This window comes from Bacteroides sp. AF39-11AC (genome assembly GCF_003474285.1).
Classification (GTDB): domain Bacteria; phylum Bacteroidota; class Bacteroidia; order Bacteroidales; family Bacteroidaceae; genus Bacteroides.
This window is the reverse complement of the sequence record NZ_QROH01000006.1, coordinates 316146-334016: the sequence shown is the minus strand read 5'-3', so window position 1 is coordinate 334016 and position 17871 is coordinate 316146. Positions and strand designations below refer to the sequence as shown.

Sequence of the window (17871 nt, the reverse complement as noted above, 5' to 3'; positions counted from 1 at the left end):
TTTTAAATTATTAGATGATGATGGGAGAATTACGGATTATTCATAATAAGGGTTTGTTGCCGTTGTATTCAGGGATTCTTCCTTATTTATATAAGGTAACACACGCGTAGCAAACAACAGCCGTCCGAGGTTATATTCATCAAAGAGTTCGTCGGCAGGATCAAAACTACTGACATGCACATCTCCCTGTGAATGAATGAACCGTTTATCCCCAATATACATTCCCACATGCACCACACGCTCTTTACGATCTGCCGTAGCTTTACGGCCGAAGAAAATCAAATCCCCCGGTTGCAGGTTACCAAAATCAGGAGCAATATCAATATGCTCGCCCACATAAGCTTGTTGCGAAGCATCACGCGGAATGATAATATCATGTATGAACAGAATAGTACGCATGAAACCGCTACAATCAATTCCTTTGGAAGAAGTACCCGCCCAAAGATATGGAACGCCCATTAATGTGTGTGCCGTATGGATAATACTGGCAGCGTCTTGCTTCAAGGAAGCCCGCCATTTACTTTCCGGCATAGAGATGGATTTTGAGATATACCCCGTCCGTCCATCAGGATAAACAACCTTATAGTAAGCTCCTTTGCTTCCCTCCCACTTCAAGCGGTTACCTGCAACCACATCAGAAACAGTCTGGGAAGTTTGATTAGGTTCGGAATACACGAAGCCGTAATGAGAAGTCACCACAATTTTCTCTGCTGCATTCCAGGCATGAAATTCTTCTTTAGTTACCGGATGAATACCTACACGGTGTACCCAGGCAATGTAATTATCCGGTGTCTGAATGCGATACCAGCCATCGCGTTGCAACACGCGGATAGGCATCCCCATCAATCCCTGCGTCATCATTTCGGATGAAAAATCCGGTTCTACACGAAGATTGGATACCGATACATTAATGATACCATATGTTTTTCCTTCCAGCCCAGCCTCATCCGGCAATACCTTCAGACAGTCCATCACTTTATAATTGGCTTTCGACAATCCATTGAGAAGAGCTGCTTTCGCTTCAGGAGAGGTGGTTACACCACGTAACATCACATTTTTACCGGCAAAGGAATAATCTACATCAAAAAGTGCCACTCGTTTGTCCGGGGCATACTGACGTTTCAAGCTGTCGGATAACTGTGCCACATCGGCAGGAATAGCCCTGTCCCCGACTTCCGAAGCCACCGAACATAACGAAGCGAAAAGGAACAGGGATACGATAGGAATAAGTCTTTTCATTAGCTAAAATGATTTGGGGGTTATTAAGTATTAGCAAAGTTAGAAATAATTTCTATTTTGGTTATATATTTTCAGGAATATTAAGATATAGTTTTAGAATGAAACCCACCATCTCCGTATCAAGGCCGTACCAAAACCGTACCAACTCCGTATCAAGTCCGTATCAAGTCCAAGTGTATAGACACGGAGCAGGTACGAGGTTGATGTGGATCAGACAGAGAGTAGATAAAACATTGATTATGTCCGCTTGCAAAGAAGAATAAAAGGAGGAACAAACGCTTCATTCTTCAGAAGAAGTTAAAAAACTCAGCAAGGTTTTGTATCCGCTGGCATAAAAGTCGTATCTTTGCCCAACAAAAGCAGTTGGTCGGTCTGTCGCTTGCGCTTCGGCGCACGAGGAAAGTCCGGGCAACACAGAGCATCCCACTTCCTAACAGAAAGCTGTCCGCGAGGGTAGAGTAACGTAGAAGAAAACAACCGCCTGCGTCTTCGGGCGTCGGTAAGGGTGAGAAGGTGGGGTAAGAGCCTACCAGTCTTGTGGCGACACAAGGGCTGTGCGTCTTGGGAGTTGTAAGGTCATGTAAACCGACGCTATGAGAGCTGCTCGCTCCATGTCGGAGGGTAGACCGCTAAAGCTTGTATGGTGACATACGGCTCAGATAAATGATGGACACCTTGATGAATAAAGAATTAAGAATGAATAATGAAGAATTCTTCCTGAAAACAAGGAACAGAACCCGGCTTACAGACCGACTGCTTTTTTTTAATGAAGAGCTGAGAATGAAGAATGAAGAACTTCTGCATGATACAACAATTGGTACAACAATTTGATAGAGTTCTCCGTTCTATAGTCTTAATTCTTCATTCCTAATTCTTCATTCTTCATTGATTATGAATAAACGTATTACTGCTCTTTGGAAATTCCTGACATACGACATTTGGCGTATTACGGAGGACGAAGTCACTAAAACGACCTTCTCCCTCTATAATATTATTAAAACAATCTATCTATGCATTAACCGTTTCACTAAAGACAGACTGGTAAATAAAGCTTCTGCACTGACTTACAGCACACTGCTCGCCATTGTTCCCATTCTTGCCATCCTGTTTGCCATCGCACGCGGATTCGGCTTCGACAATCTTATGGAAAGCCAGGTGCGGATGGGATTTGGAGGACACAATCAAACGACGGAAGTAATCCTGCAGTTTGTCAATTCTTACCTGTCGCAGACTAAAAGCGGCATATTCATCGGAGTGGGTTTAATCATGTTGTTATGGACGGTTATCAACCTGATCAGCAGCATTGAAATCACGTTCAATCGTATTTGGGAAATAAAAAAAGCGCGAAGTATGTACCGTAAAATCACGGACTACTTCTCCATGTTCTTACTGATGCCTATATTGATTGTAATTTCGGGTGGTCTCTCTATCTTCATGTCTACCAGCTTAAAGTACATAGAAGACTTTGTTCTGCTGGCTCCTATCCTGAAGTTCCTGATACGCCTGATACCTTTCGTACTAACGTGGTTTATGTTCACGGGACTGTACATCTATATGCCAAATACCAAAGTTAGGTTTAAGCCTGCACTCATCTCAGGAATTCTTGCAGGAACGGCACACCAGGCATTCCAGTTTCTCTATATCAGTGGTCAGCTATGGGTATCACGCTATAATGCCATTTATGGTAGTTTTGCCGCACTCCCTTTGTTTCTGCTTTGGCTTCAGATATCATGGACCATCTGCCTGTTTGGCGCAGAGCTGACCTACGCAGGACAAAACATCCGGAATTTCAGCTTTGACAAGGATACCAAAAATATCAGCAGAAGGTTCCGGGATTTTGTTTCCATTCTTATCATGTCTCTTATAGCCAAGCGGTTTGAAGAGAATATTAAGCCGTACACTGCCGAAGAAATGTCCGAAGAATGCCAGATTCCTATCCGCCTGACGCATCAGGTGCTATACGAGCTACAGGAAATCAACCTGCTGCATGAAGTGGTAGATGAAAAAGACGAGGTAATCGGTTATCAGCCTGCAATGGACATCAATAAATTGAATGTCGCACTATTGTTGGACAGACTGGATACGCACGGTTCGGAAGATTTCAAGATCGATAAGGAAAAAGAATTCAGCGATCAATGGGATGTACTGATGAAGGCACGCGAGGAGTATTATAAGAGTGCGAGCCATGTACTGCTGAAAGACCTGTAAATTAGTGATTAGCGGTAAGTGATAAGTGATTAGCAACGCGACCATAGCGCAACTTGCTAATCACTTATCACTTACCGCTAATCACTAAATCAGTATTTATTGTAAGAAACCACCTTTTCTTTCGGCTTTCTTGCTTTCTTCCGCTTCTCTTTCACGGAATAGCCAATGGTGATAACCAACAGCAATCGCTTGGAAGACGGAATACCGGTCAGCTTCTTGATTTCTTTCTCATCAAACCAACCGAGAATACAAGAGCCCAGTCCTTCACTCTCAGCAGCCAATGTGATATGAGCAGTGGCAATGCCAATATCTATTAAAGGGAAATACTTGTCTTTAATCTTTGCACCCAGAAATGAAGTTACGTTCATTGATTCCTCCACCACCAAAATGTGTACAGGAGCATCTTTAGCGAACTTATTCATTCCCAGTCCGGCAGTAGCCTTACCTACTTTGACGGAAAGCTCCGGATCATTGATTACAACAAACTTCCACGGCTGCGCATTACAAGCCGAAGGTGCCAGACGAGCAGCTTCCAATATCCGTTCCAGCTTCTCAGGCTCAACGGGACGGCTCATATCATAAGCACGGTCGCTCTGCCGGGAAGCAACTAACTTCAGAAAATCTTCCATATCTATTAGTTAAACTGTATCATCCGGCTGATATACTTGCCGATAATATCAAATTCGAGATTCACTACACTGCCCGCTTTGATATCGTGGAAGTTCGTATGCTCGAAAGTGTAAGGAATAATAGCTACCTGGAAAGTATCGTCTGTCGGGTTGCACACTGTCAGGCTTACCCCGTTCACGGTTACCGAACCTTTGTCTACCGTGATATATCCACGCTTGGCCATTTCCTTATCGAAAGCATACCGGAAGGTAAAGTAATAACTTCCTTCGGCATCTTCCACATTCATGCAAGTGGCAGTCTGGTCCACATGTCCCTGCACAATATGCCCGTCCAGACGGCCGTTCATCATCATGCTGCGTTCTACGTTCACTGCATCCCCAACTTTCAGAAGCCCAAGATTAGAACATTCCAATGTTTCCTTCATGGCAGTAACCGTATAGGAATCCTCCGTCATGCTGACTACCGTAAGGCACACACCATTGTGAGACACACTTTGGTCTATCTTCAATTCATTTACAAATGAGCACTTGAACGTGAAGTGTACGTTCTCTTGTTCTTTTACCAATGCCACGAGGGTGGCGCATTCTTCTACTATTCCGGAAAACATAAGTCTATTTATAATTTAGTGATTTACAATTCCTCATTCTGGTGGTACAAAGATAATGCAAATTGAGCGCAGAACTTTCATGCTTGCATGAAAAAGTTCTGCCGAGATGCAGTTTATCTTCTCTAAAGATACGAAATAAATGGGACATAGGTACAAAAAAAATGGAGCTTTTCTAAACCCGTCTGATTACCAAACAAATACGTAAATTGTTCTTTATACTTGTACTTCAATTAGCCCGTAAGAACATCACAAAGATAATTCATTTATAGGAAAAATCAAGTAGTAAATTACATGATTACTTCCCTTCTTAATAAAAAATCCAACTACCACTTCTGATAGCTGGATTCTCTGTTCTGGCTATGTTATTCACTTAAACCATATTCTTGCGTTTTTCTTTATTTCTACCTTTGCGAACTTTCCCAGTGCTGCTACAAGTGCTTTCACTTCGTCTGCTGTTGGCTCTGGTATTTTTATCTTTCTATTGGTTTCATCATTGCTTTTTTGTTTGCAATGATAATAAAAAAAACAGCAAATGAATTGCTTCAAATGCTGTTTTCTTAATTAGATGATGTAGTACTTACTTCCTCTTCCAAGTAGTTTCGTAACCATAGTCACGGTCTATAGTTTTCATGATGCTACCATCAATAGTAACATCGTAACTATCAATCTCATCTTCACCTGCATGCTCCCCATAGTTAATAACCAATATAGAAGTCTTGCTATCATAAGTGTAGGTGAAAATCTATTAGACGATTATAGAGCTCTGCAAAAGATTGATATTGAAGATGTTATGTCATAAAAGGAGTTCGTGTATTGATAACAAAAAAGCCAGCTAACATTACGCTAGCTGGCAACTAATATCAATAACTAAAGATTAACTATTTTATTTTCTCATTTAATATCTCCATAAAATTATGCTTCTGTGCTTCCTTCATAATACTGTCCACATCTCTTTTTTCTGTTTTCTTTAACATTTTAGCTAATTTTGTATATTCAGTTCCTTGATTGTTCTTCTTAATAATCCAGTCGATGAAGAATCCTTTAGCCAAGAAACGATAAGTAAATCCTGCATCTAAACCAGCTTTAATAATCCTCTCTGCTCTTTCAACCACTTTTTCAGGCTCATTACCCACATGCTTCGTAAGAGTGTCTTCTCCATATTTACACGCATCTGCCAGTACCGATTCTTTTATATCAGTAGAATAAGTCAGATACTTACTAAGTGTTGTCAGCTTAAATCCACCATTCGGTAACATATCATCTACTTCACCCTTTTTTACTTTTTGATGTTGCATATCCATATACTTAACTATGAACTTAAAAACCTCATTATCGGGATACATAGCCACTGCTTGTTTAGCGAAATCAGCTTTATCCCACTTTACAGATGTGTTATTTGCTTCAGTAATAAGAGTCTGTATGAGTATCTCATTATTCAATGGATATCTAGCTTTTATGTGTGCAGGGGCTTTAGGCGTATATTCTTGGGGCTTATCTTCCTCGTTCCTTCCATTCTTCTGCCATTTCCTCGCTGCTTCTTCATACTTCTTCTTGCCACATCTGTCCTCTTCTCGAAGTGCCATTATAGCCATATACCTGTGCTGTCCATCAACAATTGCCAAATACTCCTTTGCCTTTTCTTTATCTATCGGAAGTCCAGACATAGGGTCTTTCAAACTTAGACCTTCATTTATTACATCTTCTCCATCGACGACTTCCAATTCCGATAGTTGACCACATTCCGTAATGGACTTCATTTTAGCTTTCACATTCGCTTTATCGATGTCTCGATTGATACCACCAGCAATAAAAGCAACTTTCTTTCCTTCGTTCAATTCTCTTGATTCCAGAGTAAAGATTTCATTCTTAATACTTTCTTTTGTATCCATATATTTTTGCAGTTTTTAGACTGGTGCGCTCCAGCTTTATTTATTTTTATACTGCAAAGATTGCCCTTTAATCGGAGAACTAAAAGAAACAAAAAAATGCGCATTTTCTGTTCCCCTACTAAAAGCACCAATTAATCTATGTTTTTCATGCTATAGCCCAAAATCAGACAAAAAAATCCTGCCTACCTATTTCTTGAGTAAAGTCCAATAGAAATAGGCAGGCAGGATCACCCCTAGCACGAAAAAATTCTCTTTAAAAATAGAATGAGTTCAGTCTTCTTATCTCCATATCTTTATACCGCATTAAGATAGTCTTTAGATATTCATAACTTACCTTCACGCTTTCATTGCTTATGATACCAGTAAGGTATAATAGATGTGCAATAACCATTTTCTCCTTATCTGAAAGGTTTGCCCCCTTCTTTCTTTTCTCCTTCACCTGCTCTTGGTGGTTAAAAGCGGAAATGATCATCTTGGAAAAATAATAAGCCAACACTGAAAAGGAATCTGAACTCTTACGAGTTATATCTACGAAATGCCCGTTAGGCAAATTAGTCAAGTCATTATTTTCTAATCCGTCATCGCAGAATTTAGCTATGCAGGCTATGGCATTATTGTTATCAATCACGATGTTTTTTCTGCCCATTTTCAAGGTTATACTTATTGGTTCATTGAAAATAGCTCCAAGCATACCACTGCCTGTATAGTTACTATAGATCGCATCTATAAAGCCTCTTATGTGCTCAACAGGAGACCTGTTTACCTCAATTCCTTCCATGCAAATTCCCCAACTATAGTCATAGCAAAAGAGCAACAGATACCAGAACTCCTCACTATCCAATTCCAATGCTTTCAGATAGCCTTGCAGTTCTTTATCCTGCATATATTCCTCTACTGTGAATTTATGTCGCAACTTACGTGCGTTATACCTTCCTTTAAAAATATCTGGAGCTTGCGAAACTGCCATGTAAGATTCACCTGTATTCTCGTTATAATCAAAGTCTGGTGCATATTCTTGAGCTACAGGATATACATATTCAAGTAGTTTATATTCCTCTACATTATATTGGAAAGAAAACTTTTCTATTGGTTGCATCATTGCTTTTTTATTTGCAATGATAATAAAAAAACAGCAAATGAATTGCTTCAAATGCTGTCTTTATTATGATATTATGCCAATGTTACTTAAGGCGCTTCAATGTCATTGTGTAGTCCTTTCCATCTTCTTCATCTGTATAAGTCCATTTCATTAAAGCATTATCGGTAATACTCATGCGCATTTCTTCAAAACCATCTCCGTCTTCATAATCAATATATATGATTGTATTGTCTGAATTGATTTTATATGTTATTGTTGAAGAATCTTTCCCACTGTTATCTACCCATTCAAGTAAACCTGTTCCATCTGAATAGAATGTATAGATATCACCAATGTCATTGTATTCTTCATCAGAGGTATCACCTGTTACCTCCCATGTACCTATATATAGTATTAGATTGCTTATCATCTTCATCATCATCGTCACTGCAAGCCATAAAATTCACACTCATAATTACGGCAATTACTGCCATTCCAATAAATCTTAATGTTTTCATCTTTATAAATAGTTTATGCCTCCATGTTCCCTATAGATGCTGTTAATAAGTAAGTTCTGAATAAGTGTGAGGAACACAGCGATAGCTGCACACTGTTTTAATAGTTTGCTACATTAGAGAATAGAATATCTGTTTCTTGACTTGTATGTATTATAGTCAGTGTTCCCTACTGACTGTTATACAAAAAAGAAGCGTGGGAACTATTGTTATTACTGCATTGAGGCTCTCGACTGCCCTTCTTCAAATAATAAACAATAGCCCACGCCCTATGAAATTATATAGTCTTCCCATTAGCATGAGAAGTATATAACAACATACAAGCGTGAGCGTTCTTGCCTATTATCTTTGAAGAATGAAATTGTCGAGATTTCAATGCAAGATAATATCTTAAACGCTCTTTGTTAACTAATAAGTCCTTTCAGCCTTAACTCATTAAGTACCTGAAATTGCTGCAAAGTTACGAAAAGTGTTTATATTGGCAAGAACTATTGTTCATTAAAAGTTCATGTTCTGATAAATTGATTCTTAATTCTCTGAACTGTAGAAATACCAATACCCTGTAGTTTGGCTATGTTTCTGACTGAATAGCCTTTCTTTAGTAAAGCTATGGTATCTCTGTATTCTTCCAGTTTCTTTTCTTCCGTCTTCATACTGCCTTTCTTTCTTCCCAGCTTTCCACCTTTGGCAATATAGTTAGCCCTTCCACTATTTAAGCGGTATTGTATGTTTGACCGTTCTATGTTTCCCATCTCTGCCAACATAGTAGTCAATACTGAAACAATGGGATTGACCTTGCCATCAGCTTGTAATGTGTAAAGTCCCAAGTTCTGTATATAAACAGATACCTTTGCCTCATGCAGTACTTCTAAAGAGCGAAGAACCTGTAATGTACTTCTTCCAAGTCTCGAAAGCTCTGATAATAACAGATAGTTGACTGAATGAGTAGTGCAATAATTCAAGCAATTTGTAAGAACTTGCCTTTCCTCATTCTTCTTTGCACCGCTTATATGTTCCTGGAATACGTTCACGATTTCTATATTCTGAGAAACGGCATACTTCCTTAAATCCTCTATTTGCCTTGTTGTGTCCTGTCTGTCATTTGACGAACTGACACGGGCATATATCACTGCTTTTGTTTTCATATTATTCAAAGATTAAATTGATAACAGAAAGAAGCGTATTCAAACCACCTGTACAGACTTATTTGAACACATTCATTTTTTGATTTCATTCTCATACCGTTCATATCTCCTTTTCACTGGTCTACTGTTATTCATCCACTTTACAGGTGGCTTTTCTGCCTCTTGTTTTATAAAGTTTGGAATACATAGGATTATCAAAATAAGCGGTAGGCAACCAGTGAACAATGCGATTATCAGCCAAAATAGCCAAATGAATAGTTTCTTATAAAACATGATTCTCAATTTTAAGTAGTTAATAAAAAGGGGAATACTCGTATTTCAGAATATTCCCCGTTTCAATCAATCAATAAACCATCTATATTTATCGTCTCCATGCAGAGCGGCATTTATGCCTATTGCCATCTCTGTAGCATTATAAGCCCTATCCAAGAAACTGTCTATATAGCTGTTTTTATTTGCACCTGTCAGTAAATTGTAGAATTTCCACATTGATAAGTCACTTCCCAAGCTGCCAAAATTCTCATCTTGAATATAAGACTTTGCCACATTATTAATCTGACTGTCAGTTAGTAACATTCTTGGTATGGCTTTCTGTTGGCTCTGTGGTAATGATTGATAAAGTCTCATTCTCCCAAGTAATTGGCAAAACTGGTGTTCCGTTAAGTAAGTATTGCCTAAAGTCTGCATCAAATGTATGTGCTTGGCTGGATCATAACGATTGAACATTTCCAAAACGGCACGATACAACTCATTTGTATTAGTGACTTCCAAACATGAAAGATACCCGTCAGTTGATACACACAAGTTCGTACACACCTTACAGGTAAAGCCTATGAATACTTTAAATCGTTCTGCTGTCTTCTTACTGTATAAGTTCGTATGGTTATACGCACGAACTCCACCAATAGTAAGAGTCAACCTGTTACCGTTTACTGTCTCATAGATAGTAGGTATTTCAATCACAAAAGCACACCTTTCGTAATAGATAGTCTTATCACTTTCCAGTAATTGATTGGCAGGCTTATGAATTGCTTCGGGTATTCTGCCTTTAATAACATGAGACACACGAATATCAGGCAATTCTATTTGTTCACCTTGAAAGAATGTCCTTGCAGCGTCTTGCACAGTTTCAATGAAAGCCACATGTGATAAGGTAGCCTCATTATCCTTTGCGAATACAGGGATAATGCAGTCACTCTTTAGATGATCCAAAGTAGCCTCCATAGTATTGGCTTCAATGAATAACGGTCTCTTTTCCTTTGTGGGTTGTTCTTCCATTACTAAAGTAGCGTCTTCTGCATACTCACCCAAATTTAAACTTCTTCTGTTCTGTGGCAAATTGCCAATAACTAAATTTCTCATAATGAATTAATTTTAAATGGTTTATAAATTGATAGGATGAAGCAATGAATATTTTCATTTATCTTCAACTATTCTCGGGGGGGGTTAGAGGTTACTGTGAATTCGTGCTTATAACTAACTCTACACGCTCTTTTTTGTCACTTTTCAGTTCATAAACCTATGAGAAATAACTCTATATATATTTCTTCTTTAGCAATGATGGGGAGGGGTATCTTTATATAAGTACCCGTACTTTATCGTGCGCATAAATGTATAATTTCATAGGGGTGGAAGTAGTCACGACCACTACAGAAAGTGGTATCAACATAGTGGCAATGTTTCAAGAATATGCACCGTTCGTTTTTTTACCTGATTTCTTATTTGTAAATTTGTAGTACACAAGAAAGAAAAATATACATGTTCCTGAATAGCTCATATCTCCTAATTATGCTCATTCTCAGGAATTATAATCTTTCACCTTTCAATCTTCCATAGATAAAATTCAGCTAAATAGATTTAATGGTAGTCCTCTATAAGCATTGTATTTAGAGTGACTTTTTCATTTTGTAGGATAGTGGCAAAAAAACGGGGTATTTGGCGTCTACTCCGTCGCTTGCCACTTTTCATTTTTTATATTTATCCCATCTATGCCAACAATATACACTTATCAGGATTTACGTGAATTAGCCTTGAAGAATAACATCAGAGACAATAAAGTCCATATTGGCGTATGGATACAGACACAAGGTTATCGCAAACAAAGAAGACAGATTAATCATATTAGAAAGACATTTTATTTAAAAACACAATGACCACTATCAGAATACCAATCGTACCCAATGCCATTACTACCTTTACGGATGAAACAGAAGAGCACTGCATCCGTTATAAGACAACAATTCAGATAGATAAAGCACCATTGAAGATTTCACCTGAATTGCTTGCCCGATTGATAAAAGCCGCCTCAGAACTTGACCTTACTCCCAAAGGACGGCTTGTAAAAAGGCATAAATACAATCTAAAAGCTAACTATTACATATTTAAATAAACATTTTAATATTGTTACGTTTTCGCCAAGTAGATATAGATTCATCCTCTGAAGACAACAAATTCGAATACACAGTTAACGTTTCCCCTAAAAAAACATATTCACAATCTGTATATATTAGCTCTTTCTCATGCCATTGTTGTATTAGCTCTTCAGCCTTCTTATCATTGTTTTTGCATAAATATTTTACAAGATTACAGAATATCTGTTTTTTTATGCCACCAAAATGTTCTTTAGATATATATTTTTCATTAGAAAATATGTCATATAGAAAACTTTCATATACATAAGAATATTTTCTGAATTGCATGTATTTATATTTTTCTGAAGCTTTACGATATTCCTTTTCTATCTGTTCTGCATACAATAACCTCTCACAACGACATTTTTCTTTTTTCTCTGAAAAAATTCTCTTAGCTAATTGATAATCAAAATCATCTCCATATTTATCTAATCGAGAATATTCAATATCCTCATGTGGCATCCCTTCTGCAGTGAAATAATATTTAATATCAACAGCCCTAGGCTTATGTATTTTACTATATTCTTCTGCATAAACATGACTATAGACGGCTATTTTTTTGAAATATTTATATTCGGCAATTTTGCTTATCACAAATTTAGTCAACATAAGCACAGCCACTAAAATACAAATCCACAAATAAATAATCATAATATATTTATCACTTTAATATAACTAGCAATATTGCAATGTGTAGGCAAAAATAGCACAATATTTATTATTTATATTGTGTCTTATAGATAAATATTTTATAAGCCTCAATTATTGACTATAATAGTAGGAATATAATAATTGGCATACGAAAATTATCTTATTATCTAATCTTTACAAGACTATAGACCCTCTTATTGATAATCGCTGTTTTTTTAATTCAATATTCAGAATAGCTTTTTTGAAATATTCCCAGTGTGGTTCTTCTGGAAGTGTAGGAAACCTATTAGGCAGTAAAACATTTCTAATATATTCATTAAATTCCAATAAAGGTTCTTTTTTCTTCTTAGCTTCCTCTATGTGCATACTCCATTTACTAAAGATGGCAGGTGTAAGCATAGTAAGCCCTTCACATTCTATAGACTGTCCTTTCCTGTTAAATTCATACCTATTAGGTGGTACTGCTCCTTTGTCTAGGCAGTGTTTATATATGGTATTATATACTATATCTTCACAGGTCTTTTCTGTATTCAGTAAAAATGAATCCTCTAGAATTATGTAGCCCCGTGGTATTGGCTTTATCAATCCCATCTTCTCGCATTTATTCAATAAGCTTGTAGCTTTCTCTCTACTTATTTTCAAATCGCTAGCTATAGATGATATATTGGCTTTGCCTTTTCGACTATTTGCTGTATAAATCTTAGTAGTGCCAAGGTCACACAAACAAGCCAAACGAATTAGGAAGCCTTTAATTTCATTGTCAATATCTGTTCTGTAGATTATACTAGGCTTTAGATAGTAAAATGTTTCTGGATCATGGAAGTAATATACATTCTTCTTTCTTCCATCCCCATCATAATGTAAACCAAGAATCTTTTCAATTTCTGCCCTGTCATTCTTATTACTAGGGATTAAAGTCCTTATGGATAGTATATCTGTATATTCTTTCAGCTTTTTAATATAGCCTTCGACTGTGCTTTCTGGTAATTCCAATTCATCTTGTATTCTCTTTTCACCAATGGCAGAAGCATTATCTTTATTACATTTAGTTCGTATGTAGTATAATAGCAACACTTCCATATTGGCACTCTTACTTTGAGGTATAAGAAGTAGATTATTGTTTACCGTTATATAATTCATCAGTAGCTATGAAGTTATGGTTGTCAATCAAAACAATCTCTTTCTTTTCTTTTTCAATCTTCCTGTATCGTGAAGTGCCAAAATATATTTTGGCTTCCTTCCTGTTTACAAACAATTTTCCAGTTGGTATGTGCAATATCATATATAAAGGCGATATAGAAGGGTTATACCCTATGGGTATTCGTATATTAATATTATTATATTATCCTTGAGAATCTGACACTTGAAAAACGAGAATCTGACACTTCATATAAATCTTAGTTGGGTTGAGTCTGTGGTGCATAATACATAGTGTACACCTTCTTCTTTATCTGTTTTCTTGTTTTAATATAACCTTTCAGACTAGCCCACATACCAATGCTGACCTTATTGTCTGAAATGCCCTGTAATAATGCTTTTTCTCTGATTTCTTCATACGTAAGTAGCTGCATGATGAATTTGAGGGTTAAAGAGTTGATATATGACGAATCTTTGGTGTGTACGTATCTAGTAGTATTCTTGTAATCTATTGATACAAAGATACTAAACTATAGACAGCCCACCAAATGATAGTACCACAAACTGAAAAAAACGACTAGAAGTGAAGCTAAAGTTATAATACTGCCTTTCTCGTATTATGAACTATGGAAAGGTAAATGATTCCCATCACAAGCTTAGTTCATACAGAAAATCATTCAGACTCATCTATTTCTTCAAACTTAATTTTTTTCTTCTTCGTATCCTTTCTAAGAATAAAATTTCTACTAGTAGCACTATCACTCAAAGATACTTCTAAACCAGTCCTCTCTATAGCTTTAGCAATCGAATGAGCGTCTATATCATCTTCTGCCAAACTTATTAAAATACTACTCGCATCTTCCATTTTTTGTTCCGCTTTTTGTTTCTTTATATCCTCATTATAAGTCTGCTTTACTGTGTCAATGATAGCTACAAAGTTATTAACATCTTGAGCCGTCACTTTCTGCTCAGTTGATTCCTTCTTAGTTTCAGATAGTACTTTTCCACTTTCTTTTTTAAGAATAACATTTGCAGCGTCATCAGACGTTATCTTAACATATTTCTGAAAGGACTCAATATCATTATGCCCTGTAATCCTCATTATAATACTAGCATCATATCCACGTTGTAGCATATTACTAACAAATGAGCGTCTTGCCGTGTGAGTACCAATAAGTTCATAAGCTGGCACTTGCTTCGTGGTTACTTCTCCTCCTCTATCTTCTGTAACATTATGTAATCTTGTTATACCTGCCTTCTCTCCAATCTTCTTTAAATAATTTAAAGCCGTTTGGTTGGAATAAAGAGGAAAACCTGTCTTATATTTATCAAGAATCTCTATAGCAACAGGCAGAAGAGGAATTGACACTCTATGAGTTTTTTTCTCTTGCACAATTTCTATCACCTTTCCTGTCCCATTAGGAGCGTCTTTTATAATACCATCATTAATTGACTGAGTATCAGCAAATCGTTGTCCTATCCAACATTGAAGTACAAATAAATCCCTTACCTTTTCTTCTACACCAGTTAATTGCAGAGCATAGATTTTATCTATTTCATCTTCTGATAAATAGATTTCGTTATCATTACCTTGCCTACTTTGAGGCTTCTTATACTTATCGAGTTTGGCTTCATGAATATCAATCATACCTTGCTGCTCTTCCAAGAATACAGATTATTTTCTCTACTTTATTACCAACTGTCGTAGTTTTAGTTGTTTTACCTTTACCTACCTTCTTATTAAAGAGATACTGTTCATAATCTTTTATTAATGGCAGATTTATATCAATGAAGCTAATAGGGGATTTACCTGTGTCATTTATAAACTCCTCAAAAGATTTAATCTGCTTCACATAATCACTTCTTGTACTGTCTTTTATAGTCTTATCTAGAGCCAGTGTATTACGTAACCAGTGTATTGCATTTACAGCTTGCTTTTTTTTCTCCATAATAGTATCTTTATATATGAACCTCTTTAGAATTTCAATACTATCCTCAATTTCGCTAGGATTATCACAAAGATAATGTTTATACTGTAAAAATCTATTCTTAATCTCTATAATTTTCTGGTTTACAATAGTATTATTAAGATTATCAAGTTCACTTATCCTACAACTAATATAAGCTTCTTGTTTCTTTTCATTCCAATGGTCAGGATATATCTTAACACCTGTAGCCAGTTTTACCTGTTTTCCACTTATTCGGCACACCAAATAAATGTTCGTAGGCTTATTAGCTTTCGGTTCTCTCAGATTAAACCTAACCTGTAGCTCATTGAAAAAAAACTGCTCTGCCATAACCTTGTTATTCAAATCCGTTCTTCAAATCTGTTCTTTAAACTCGTTCTTCAAATCCGTTCTTTCAAGGTTAAAAGCACATTGCGTAAAAGATAGTATCGCATCCCAGAGTACTGGATAAGTAGGTTAATCAGCATGAGTATAGAGCAAAAAAAAATGGAGCTTTTCACAAAGCCCCATTTTTCAGTTTTCAATAGGTATTAGTTTTTTTTTAAGGTAAAAAGATTGTTTTCAGGATAACGCTGCAAATATAGCGGCTTTTCGAGATACTTACCAAATTTAAAAACATGTCTTATAACATCTTTTTGAAATTTCTTTGGTTTTATTACCACTTATGTAGCCTTTCTACACCCGCAATCGTTTTCAATGGACAAATATATATCATTTTTCTAACAAACACTAAATTTTATCTAAAAAAGAGCTTATTTCTTAGTTAAAGGGTAATGTTCGTCTGTTTTTCCGCTATGTTTTAACACTTTTGCATCGATAAAGAAGACTATTTCTTCTGCAATGTTAGTGATGTGGTCGCCGGAACGCTCCAACTTACGGAAGACACTTACCAGGTTCAAACAGGGCAGTACAGTCTCGGGATGCCGGGCAATGTAGTCTGCTAAAACAGTAGTAGCTTCTGCATTGATTTCATCCAATAAATTATCTTTAGCAAATACCGAAGTCGCCAAATCCTGACTTTCTTCCTGAAGAGCTTTCTTGGCAAGCTCCAGCATAGCAAGTACCTGCCCCTGCATTTCTTCCAGACGCAATCGTTTCAGAAGTTCCGGATCAAGAACCGGTTCCTTACAATTCAGAACGAAGCGGGCAATGCCCTCGGCAAAGTCACCAAGACGCTCCAGATTCGTATTTATCTTTAGCATGGCAAGCACAAAGCGCAGGTCAATGGCTACAGGATTATACAAAGCAATGATATCTTCAACATCGCTGTCTATCTTCAATTCCAAGGCATTCACACGACGTTCGCGTACCAGTACCTGTTGCGCCAGTTCGCGGTCAAAGGTCAGCACAGCCTCCCCTGCCCTGTCGAGCTGGTTATATACTAAGGTCCACATTTCGTCTATTTCTTTTTTTAGCAAGACGAGTTCCGATTCGATAAACTTTACCATAAATTTCTATTTTAAGATTACTTGTATCATCAATTAAAGGAAGCCTGCGGTTCCTTTTTGTTTCTCCACAGGAAACCTTTTGTTTCATTACTTGAAACTGTTTGTTTCATGCCTTGAAACATTTTGTTTCATTACGGGAAACACATTGTTTCACGCCGGGAAACAAATGCCTACCCGAAGCGTCCCGTAATGTAATTCTGAGTCTCCACTTTATCGGGGTTCGTAAATATTTTCTTGGTATCGTCAAACTCCACCATTTGCCCCAGATAAAAGAACGCTGTTTTATCACTAACGCGAGCAGCCTGCTGCATATTGTGTGTAACGATAACAATCGTATACTGCTCTTTCAGTTCGTGAATAAGTTCTTCTACCTTAGCCGTAGAAATGGGATCGAGTGCAGAAGCCGGTTCGTCCATCAGCAACACGGAGGGAGATACAGCCATGGCCCGAGCTATGCAAAGGCGCTGCTGCTGTCCGCCGGAAAGGGCATAGGCAGAAACTTTCAGCTTATCCTTTACCTCATCCCACAAAGCTGCCCCTTTCAGGGATTCTTCTACACGCTGGCGGATGAAGCTACTGTCTGTCACGCCATTCACGCGAAGTCCATAGGCCACATTCTCAAAGATGCTTTTCGGAAAAGGATTAGGACGCTGGAATACCATACCTACCTTCTTGCGAAGTTCATCTACCTGAATATCTTTTCCATAGATATTCTCTCCGTCGATATGAATCTCACCTGTCAGGCGGGTATTGGGAATAAGATCGTTCATGCGATTGAACAACCGGAGGAAAGTAGATTTGCCACATCCCGAAGGTCCGATAAATGCTACTACCGAACGTTCTTCTATCAACATGCTGATACCTTTCAAAGCATGGAAATCTCCATACCAGAAGTTTACATTATTTGCTTCTATTTTACCAATCATTTTGCTTACTGTTTTATTCC

The 17871-nt window shown here is 37.4% G+C and carries 18 protein-coding genes and 1 other RNA gene; 3 read left to right on the top strand and 16 right to left on the bottom strand.

Annotation, left to right across the window (positions count from 1 at the left end; translation table 11 throughout):
• Positions 1-36: 36 nt before the first annotated feature.
• Positions 37-1239, bottom strand: coding sequence for an NlpC/P60 family protein (locus DW036_RS15160; protein WP_118465125.1), 1203 nt, complete (start codon positions 1237-1239; stop codon positions 37-39).
• 359 nt (positions 1240-1598) lie between these two features.
• On the opposite strand from DW036_RS15160, the gene rnpB reads away from it, so the two are divergent.
• Both rnpB and DW036_RS15150 read left to right on the top strand, forming a co-directional pair.
• Positions 1599-2000, top strand: an RNA gene (gene rnpB, locus DW036_RS15155) — RNase P RNA component class A.
• Between the two features lie 130 nt (positions 2001-2130).
• Positions 2131-3447 (top strand): YihY/virulence factor BrkB family protein, encoded by a 1317-nt coding sequence (locus DW036_RS15150; protein WP_007664898.1) that lies wholly within the window; start codon positions 2131-2133, stop codon positions 3445-3447.
• 89 nt (positions 3448-3536) lie between these two features.
• Here DW036_RS15150 and DW036_RS15145 read toward each other — a convergent pair whose 3' ends face one another.
• The 8 genes from DW036_RS15145 to DW036_RS15105 form a co-directional block, all read right to left on the bottom strand.
• Positions 3537-4076 carry a nitroreductase family protein gene (locus DW036_RS15145; RefSeq protein WP_007664900.1) on the bottom strand — a complete coding sequence of 180 codons (540 nt, stop codon included), beginning with the start codon at positions 4074-4076 and terminating at the stop codon, positions 3537-3539.
• Positions 4077-4081: 5 nt separating this feature from the next.
• Positions 4082-4684 carry a riboflavin synthase gene (locus DW036_RS15140; RefSeq protein WP_118465124.1) on the bottom strand — a complete coding sequence of 201 codons (603 nt, stop codon included), beginning with the start codon at positions 4682-4684 and terminating at the stop codon, positions 4082-4084.
• A gap of 577 nt (positions 4685-5261) precedes the next feature.
• Positions 5262-5390 (bottom strand): hypothetical protein, encoded by a 129-nt coding sequence (locus DW036_RS26190; RefSeq protein WP_255421313.1) that lies wholly within the window; start codon positions 5388-5390, stop codon positions 5262-5264.
• Positions 5391-5562: 172 nt separating this feature from the next.
• A complete protein-coding gene (locus tag DW036_RS15130) occupies positions 5563-6573 on the bottom strand; it encodes a hypothetical protein (protein ID WP_118465123.1) in 1011 nt (336 codons plus the stop codon).
• A gap of 253 nt (positions 6574-6826) precedes the next feature.
• Positions 6827-7672, bottom strand: a complete 846-nt coding sequence (locus tag DW036_RS15125) for a hypothetical protein (RefSeq protein WP_233560451.1) — start codon at positions 7670-7672, stop codon at positions 6827-6829.
• Positions 7673-7754: 82 nt separating this feature from the next.
• Positions 7755-8081 carry a hypothetical protein gene (locus DW036_RS15120; protein WP_118465122.1) on the bottom strand — a complete coding sequence of 109 codons (327 nt, stop codon included), beginning with the start codon at positions 8079-8081 and terminating at the stop codon, positions 7755-7757.
• Positions 8082-8672: 591 nt separating this feature from the next.
• Positions 8673-9311 (bottom strand): recombinase family protein, encoded by a 639-nt coding sequence (locus DW036_RS15115; protein ID WP_118465121.1) that lies wholly within the window; start codon positions 9309-9311, stop codon positions 8673-8675.
• 339 nt (positions 9312-9650) lie between these two features.
• Complete coding sequence (locus tag DW036_RS15105) at positions 9651-10673, bottom strand: DUF3871 family protein (RefSeq protein ID WP_118465120.1); 1023 nt, start codon at positions 10671-10673, stop codon at positions 9651-9653.
• 787 nt (positions 10674-11460) lie between these two features.
• Here DW036_RS15105 and DW036_RS15100 point away from each other — a divergent pair.
• Positions 11461-11700: a hypothetical protein gene (locus DW036_RS15100; RefSeq protein WP_118465119.1), complete on the top strand. Its 240-nt coding sequence runs from the start codon at positions 11461-11463 to the stop codon at positions 11698-11700.
• Here DW036_RS15100 and DW036_RS15095 read toward each other — a convergent pair.
• The 7 genes from DW036_RS15095 to pstB all read right to left on the bottom strand — a co-directional run bounded on the left by DW036_RS15095 (position 11693) and on the right by pstB (position 17851).
• Complete coding sequence (locus DW036_RS15095; RefSeq protein WP_118465118.1) at positions 11693-12373, bottom strand: hypothetical protein; 681 nt, start codon at positions 12371-12373, stop codon at positions 11693-11695. The genes DW036_RS15100 and DW036_RS15095 overlap by 8 nt on opposite strands.
• A 174-nt stretch (positions 12374-12547) precedes the next feature.
• Positions 12548-13453: a hypothetical protein gene (locus DW036_RS15090; protein ID WP_233560450.1), complete on the bottom strand. Its 906-nt coding sequence runs from the start codon at positions 13451-13453 to the stop codon at positions 12548-12550.
• A gap of 317 nt (positions 13454-13770) precedes the next feature.
• A complete protein-coding gene (locus DW036_RS25770) occupies positions 13771-13944 on the bottom strand; it encodes a hypothetical protein (protein WP_187374618.1) in 174 nt (57 codons plus the stop codon).
• 239 nt (positions 13945-14183) lie between these two features.
• Entirely contained in the window at positions 14184-15176 is a 993-nt protein-coding gene (locus tag DW036_RS26010; RefSeq protein WP_233560449.1) for a site-specific integrase, read from the bottom strand.
• Positions 15151-15807 carry a phage integrase SAM-like domain-containing protein gene (locus DW036_RS26005; protein WP_233560448.1) on the bottom strand — a complete coding sequence of 219 codons (657 nt, stop codon included), beginning with the start codon at positions 15805-15807 and terminating at the stop codon, positions 15151-15153. Before DW036_RS26005 ends, DW036_RS26010 begins: the two co-directional genes overlap by 26 nt.
• Positions 15808-16229: 422 nt before the next feature.
• On the bottom strand, positions 16230-16925 hold the full coding sequence (gene phoU, locus DW036_RS15080) for a phosphate signaling complex protein PhoU (RefSeq protein WP_118465116.1): 696 nt from the start codon (positions 16923-16925) through the stop codon (positions 16230-16232).
• 170 nt (positions 16926-17095) lie between these two features.
• Positions 17096-17851 carry a phosphate ABC transporter ATP-binding protein PstB gene (gene pstB / locus DW036_RS15075; RefSeq protein WP_118465115.1) on the bottom strand — a complete coding sequence of 252 codons (756 nt, stop codon included), beginning with the start codon at positions 17849-17851 and terminating at the stop codon, positions 17096-17098.
• Positions 17852-17871: the final 20 nt, after the last annotated feature.

Bases quoted from the DNA above. Each gene is read 5' to 3' on its own strand.
- DW036_RS15160 (WP_118465125.1), bottom strand. From the start codon at position 1,239: ATGAAAAGACTTATTCCTATCGTATCCCTGTTCCTTTTCGCTTCGTTA.
- DW036_RS15150 (WP_007664898.1), top strand. From the start codon at position 2,131: ATGAATAAACGTATTACTGCTCTTTGGAAATTCCTGACATACGACATT.
- DW036_RS15145 (WP_007664900.1), bottom strand. From the start codon at position 4,076: ATGGAAGATTTTCTGAAGTTAGTTGCTTCCCGGCAGAGCGACCGTGCT.
- DW036_RS15140 (WP_118465124.1), bottom strand. From the start codon at position 4,684: ATGTTTTCCGGAATAGTAGAAGAATGCGCCACCCTCGTGGCATTGGTA.
- DW036_RS15130 (WP_118465123.1), bottom strand. From the start codon at position 6,573: ATGGATACAAAAGAAAGTATTAAGAATGAAATCTTTACTCTGGAATCA.
- DW036_RS15125 (WP_233560451.1), bottom strand. From the start codon at position 7,672: ATGATGCAACCAATAGAAAAGTTTTCTTTCCAATATAATGTAGAGGAA.
- DW036_RS15120 (WP_118465122.1), bottom strand. From the start codon at position 8,081: ATGATAAGCAATCTAATACTATATATAGGTACATGGGAGGTAACAGGT.
- DW036_RS15115 (WP_118465121.1), bottom strand. From the start codon at position 9,311: ATGAAAACAAAAGCAGTGATATATGCCCGTGTCAGTTCGTCAAATGAC.
- DW036_RS15105 (WP_118465120.1), bottom strand. From the start codon at position 10,673: ATGAGAAATTTAGTTATTGGCAATTTGCCACAGAACAGAAGAAGTTTA.
- DW036_RS15100 (WP_118465119.1), top strand. From the start codon at position 11,461: ATGACCACTATCAGAATACCAATCGTACCCAATGCCATTACTACCTTT.
- DW036_RS15095 (WP_118465118.1), bottom strand. From the start codon at position 12,373: ATGATTATTTATTTGTGGATTTGTATTTTAGTGGCTGTGCTTATGTTG.
- DW036_RS15090 (WP_233560450.1), bottom strand. From the start codon at position 13,453: ATGGAAGTGTTGCTATTATACTACATACGAACTAAATGTAATAAAGAT.
- DW036_RS25770 (WP_187374618.1), bottom strand. From the start codon at position 13,944: ATGCAGCTACTTACGTATGAAGAAATCAGAGAAAAAGCATTATTACAG.
- DW036_RS26005 (WP_233560448.1), bottom strand. From the start codon at position 15,807: ATGGCAGAGCAGTTTTTTTTCAATGAGCTACAGGTTAGGTTTAATCTG.
- phoU (WP_118465116.1), bottom strand. From the start codon at position 16,925: ATGGTAAAGTTTATCGAATCGGAACTCGTCTTGCTAAAAAAAGAAATA.
- pstB (WP_118465115.1), bottom strand. From the start codon at position 17,851: ATGATTGGTAAAATAGAAGCAAATAATGTAAACTTCTGGTATGGAGAT.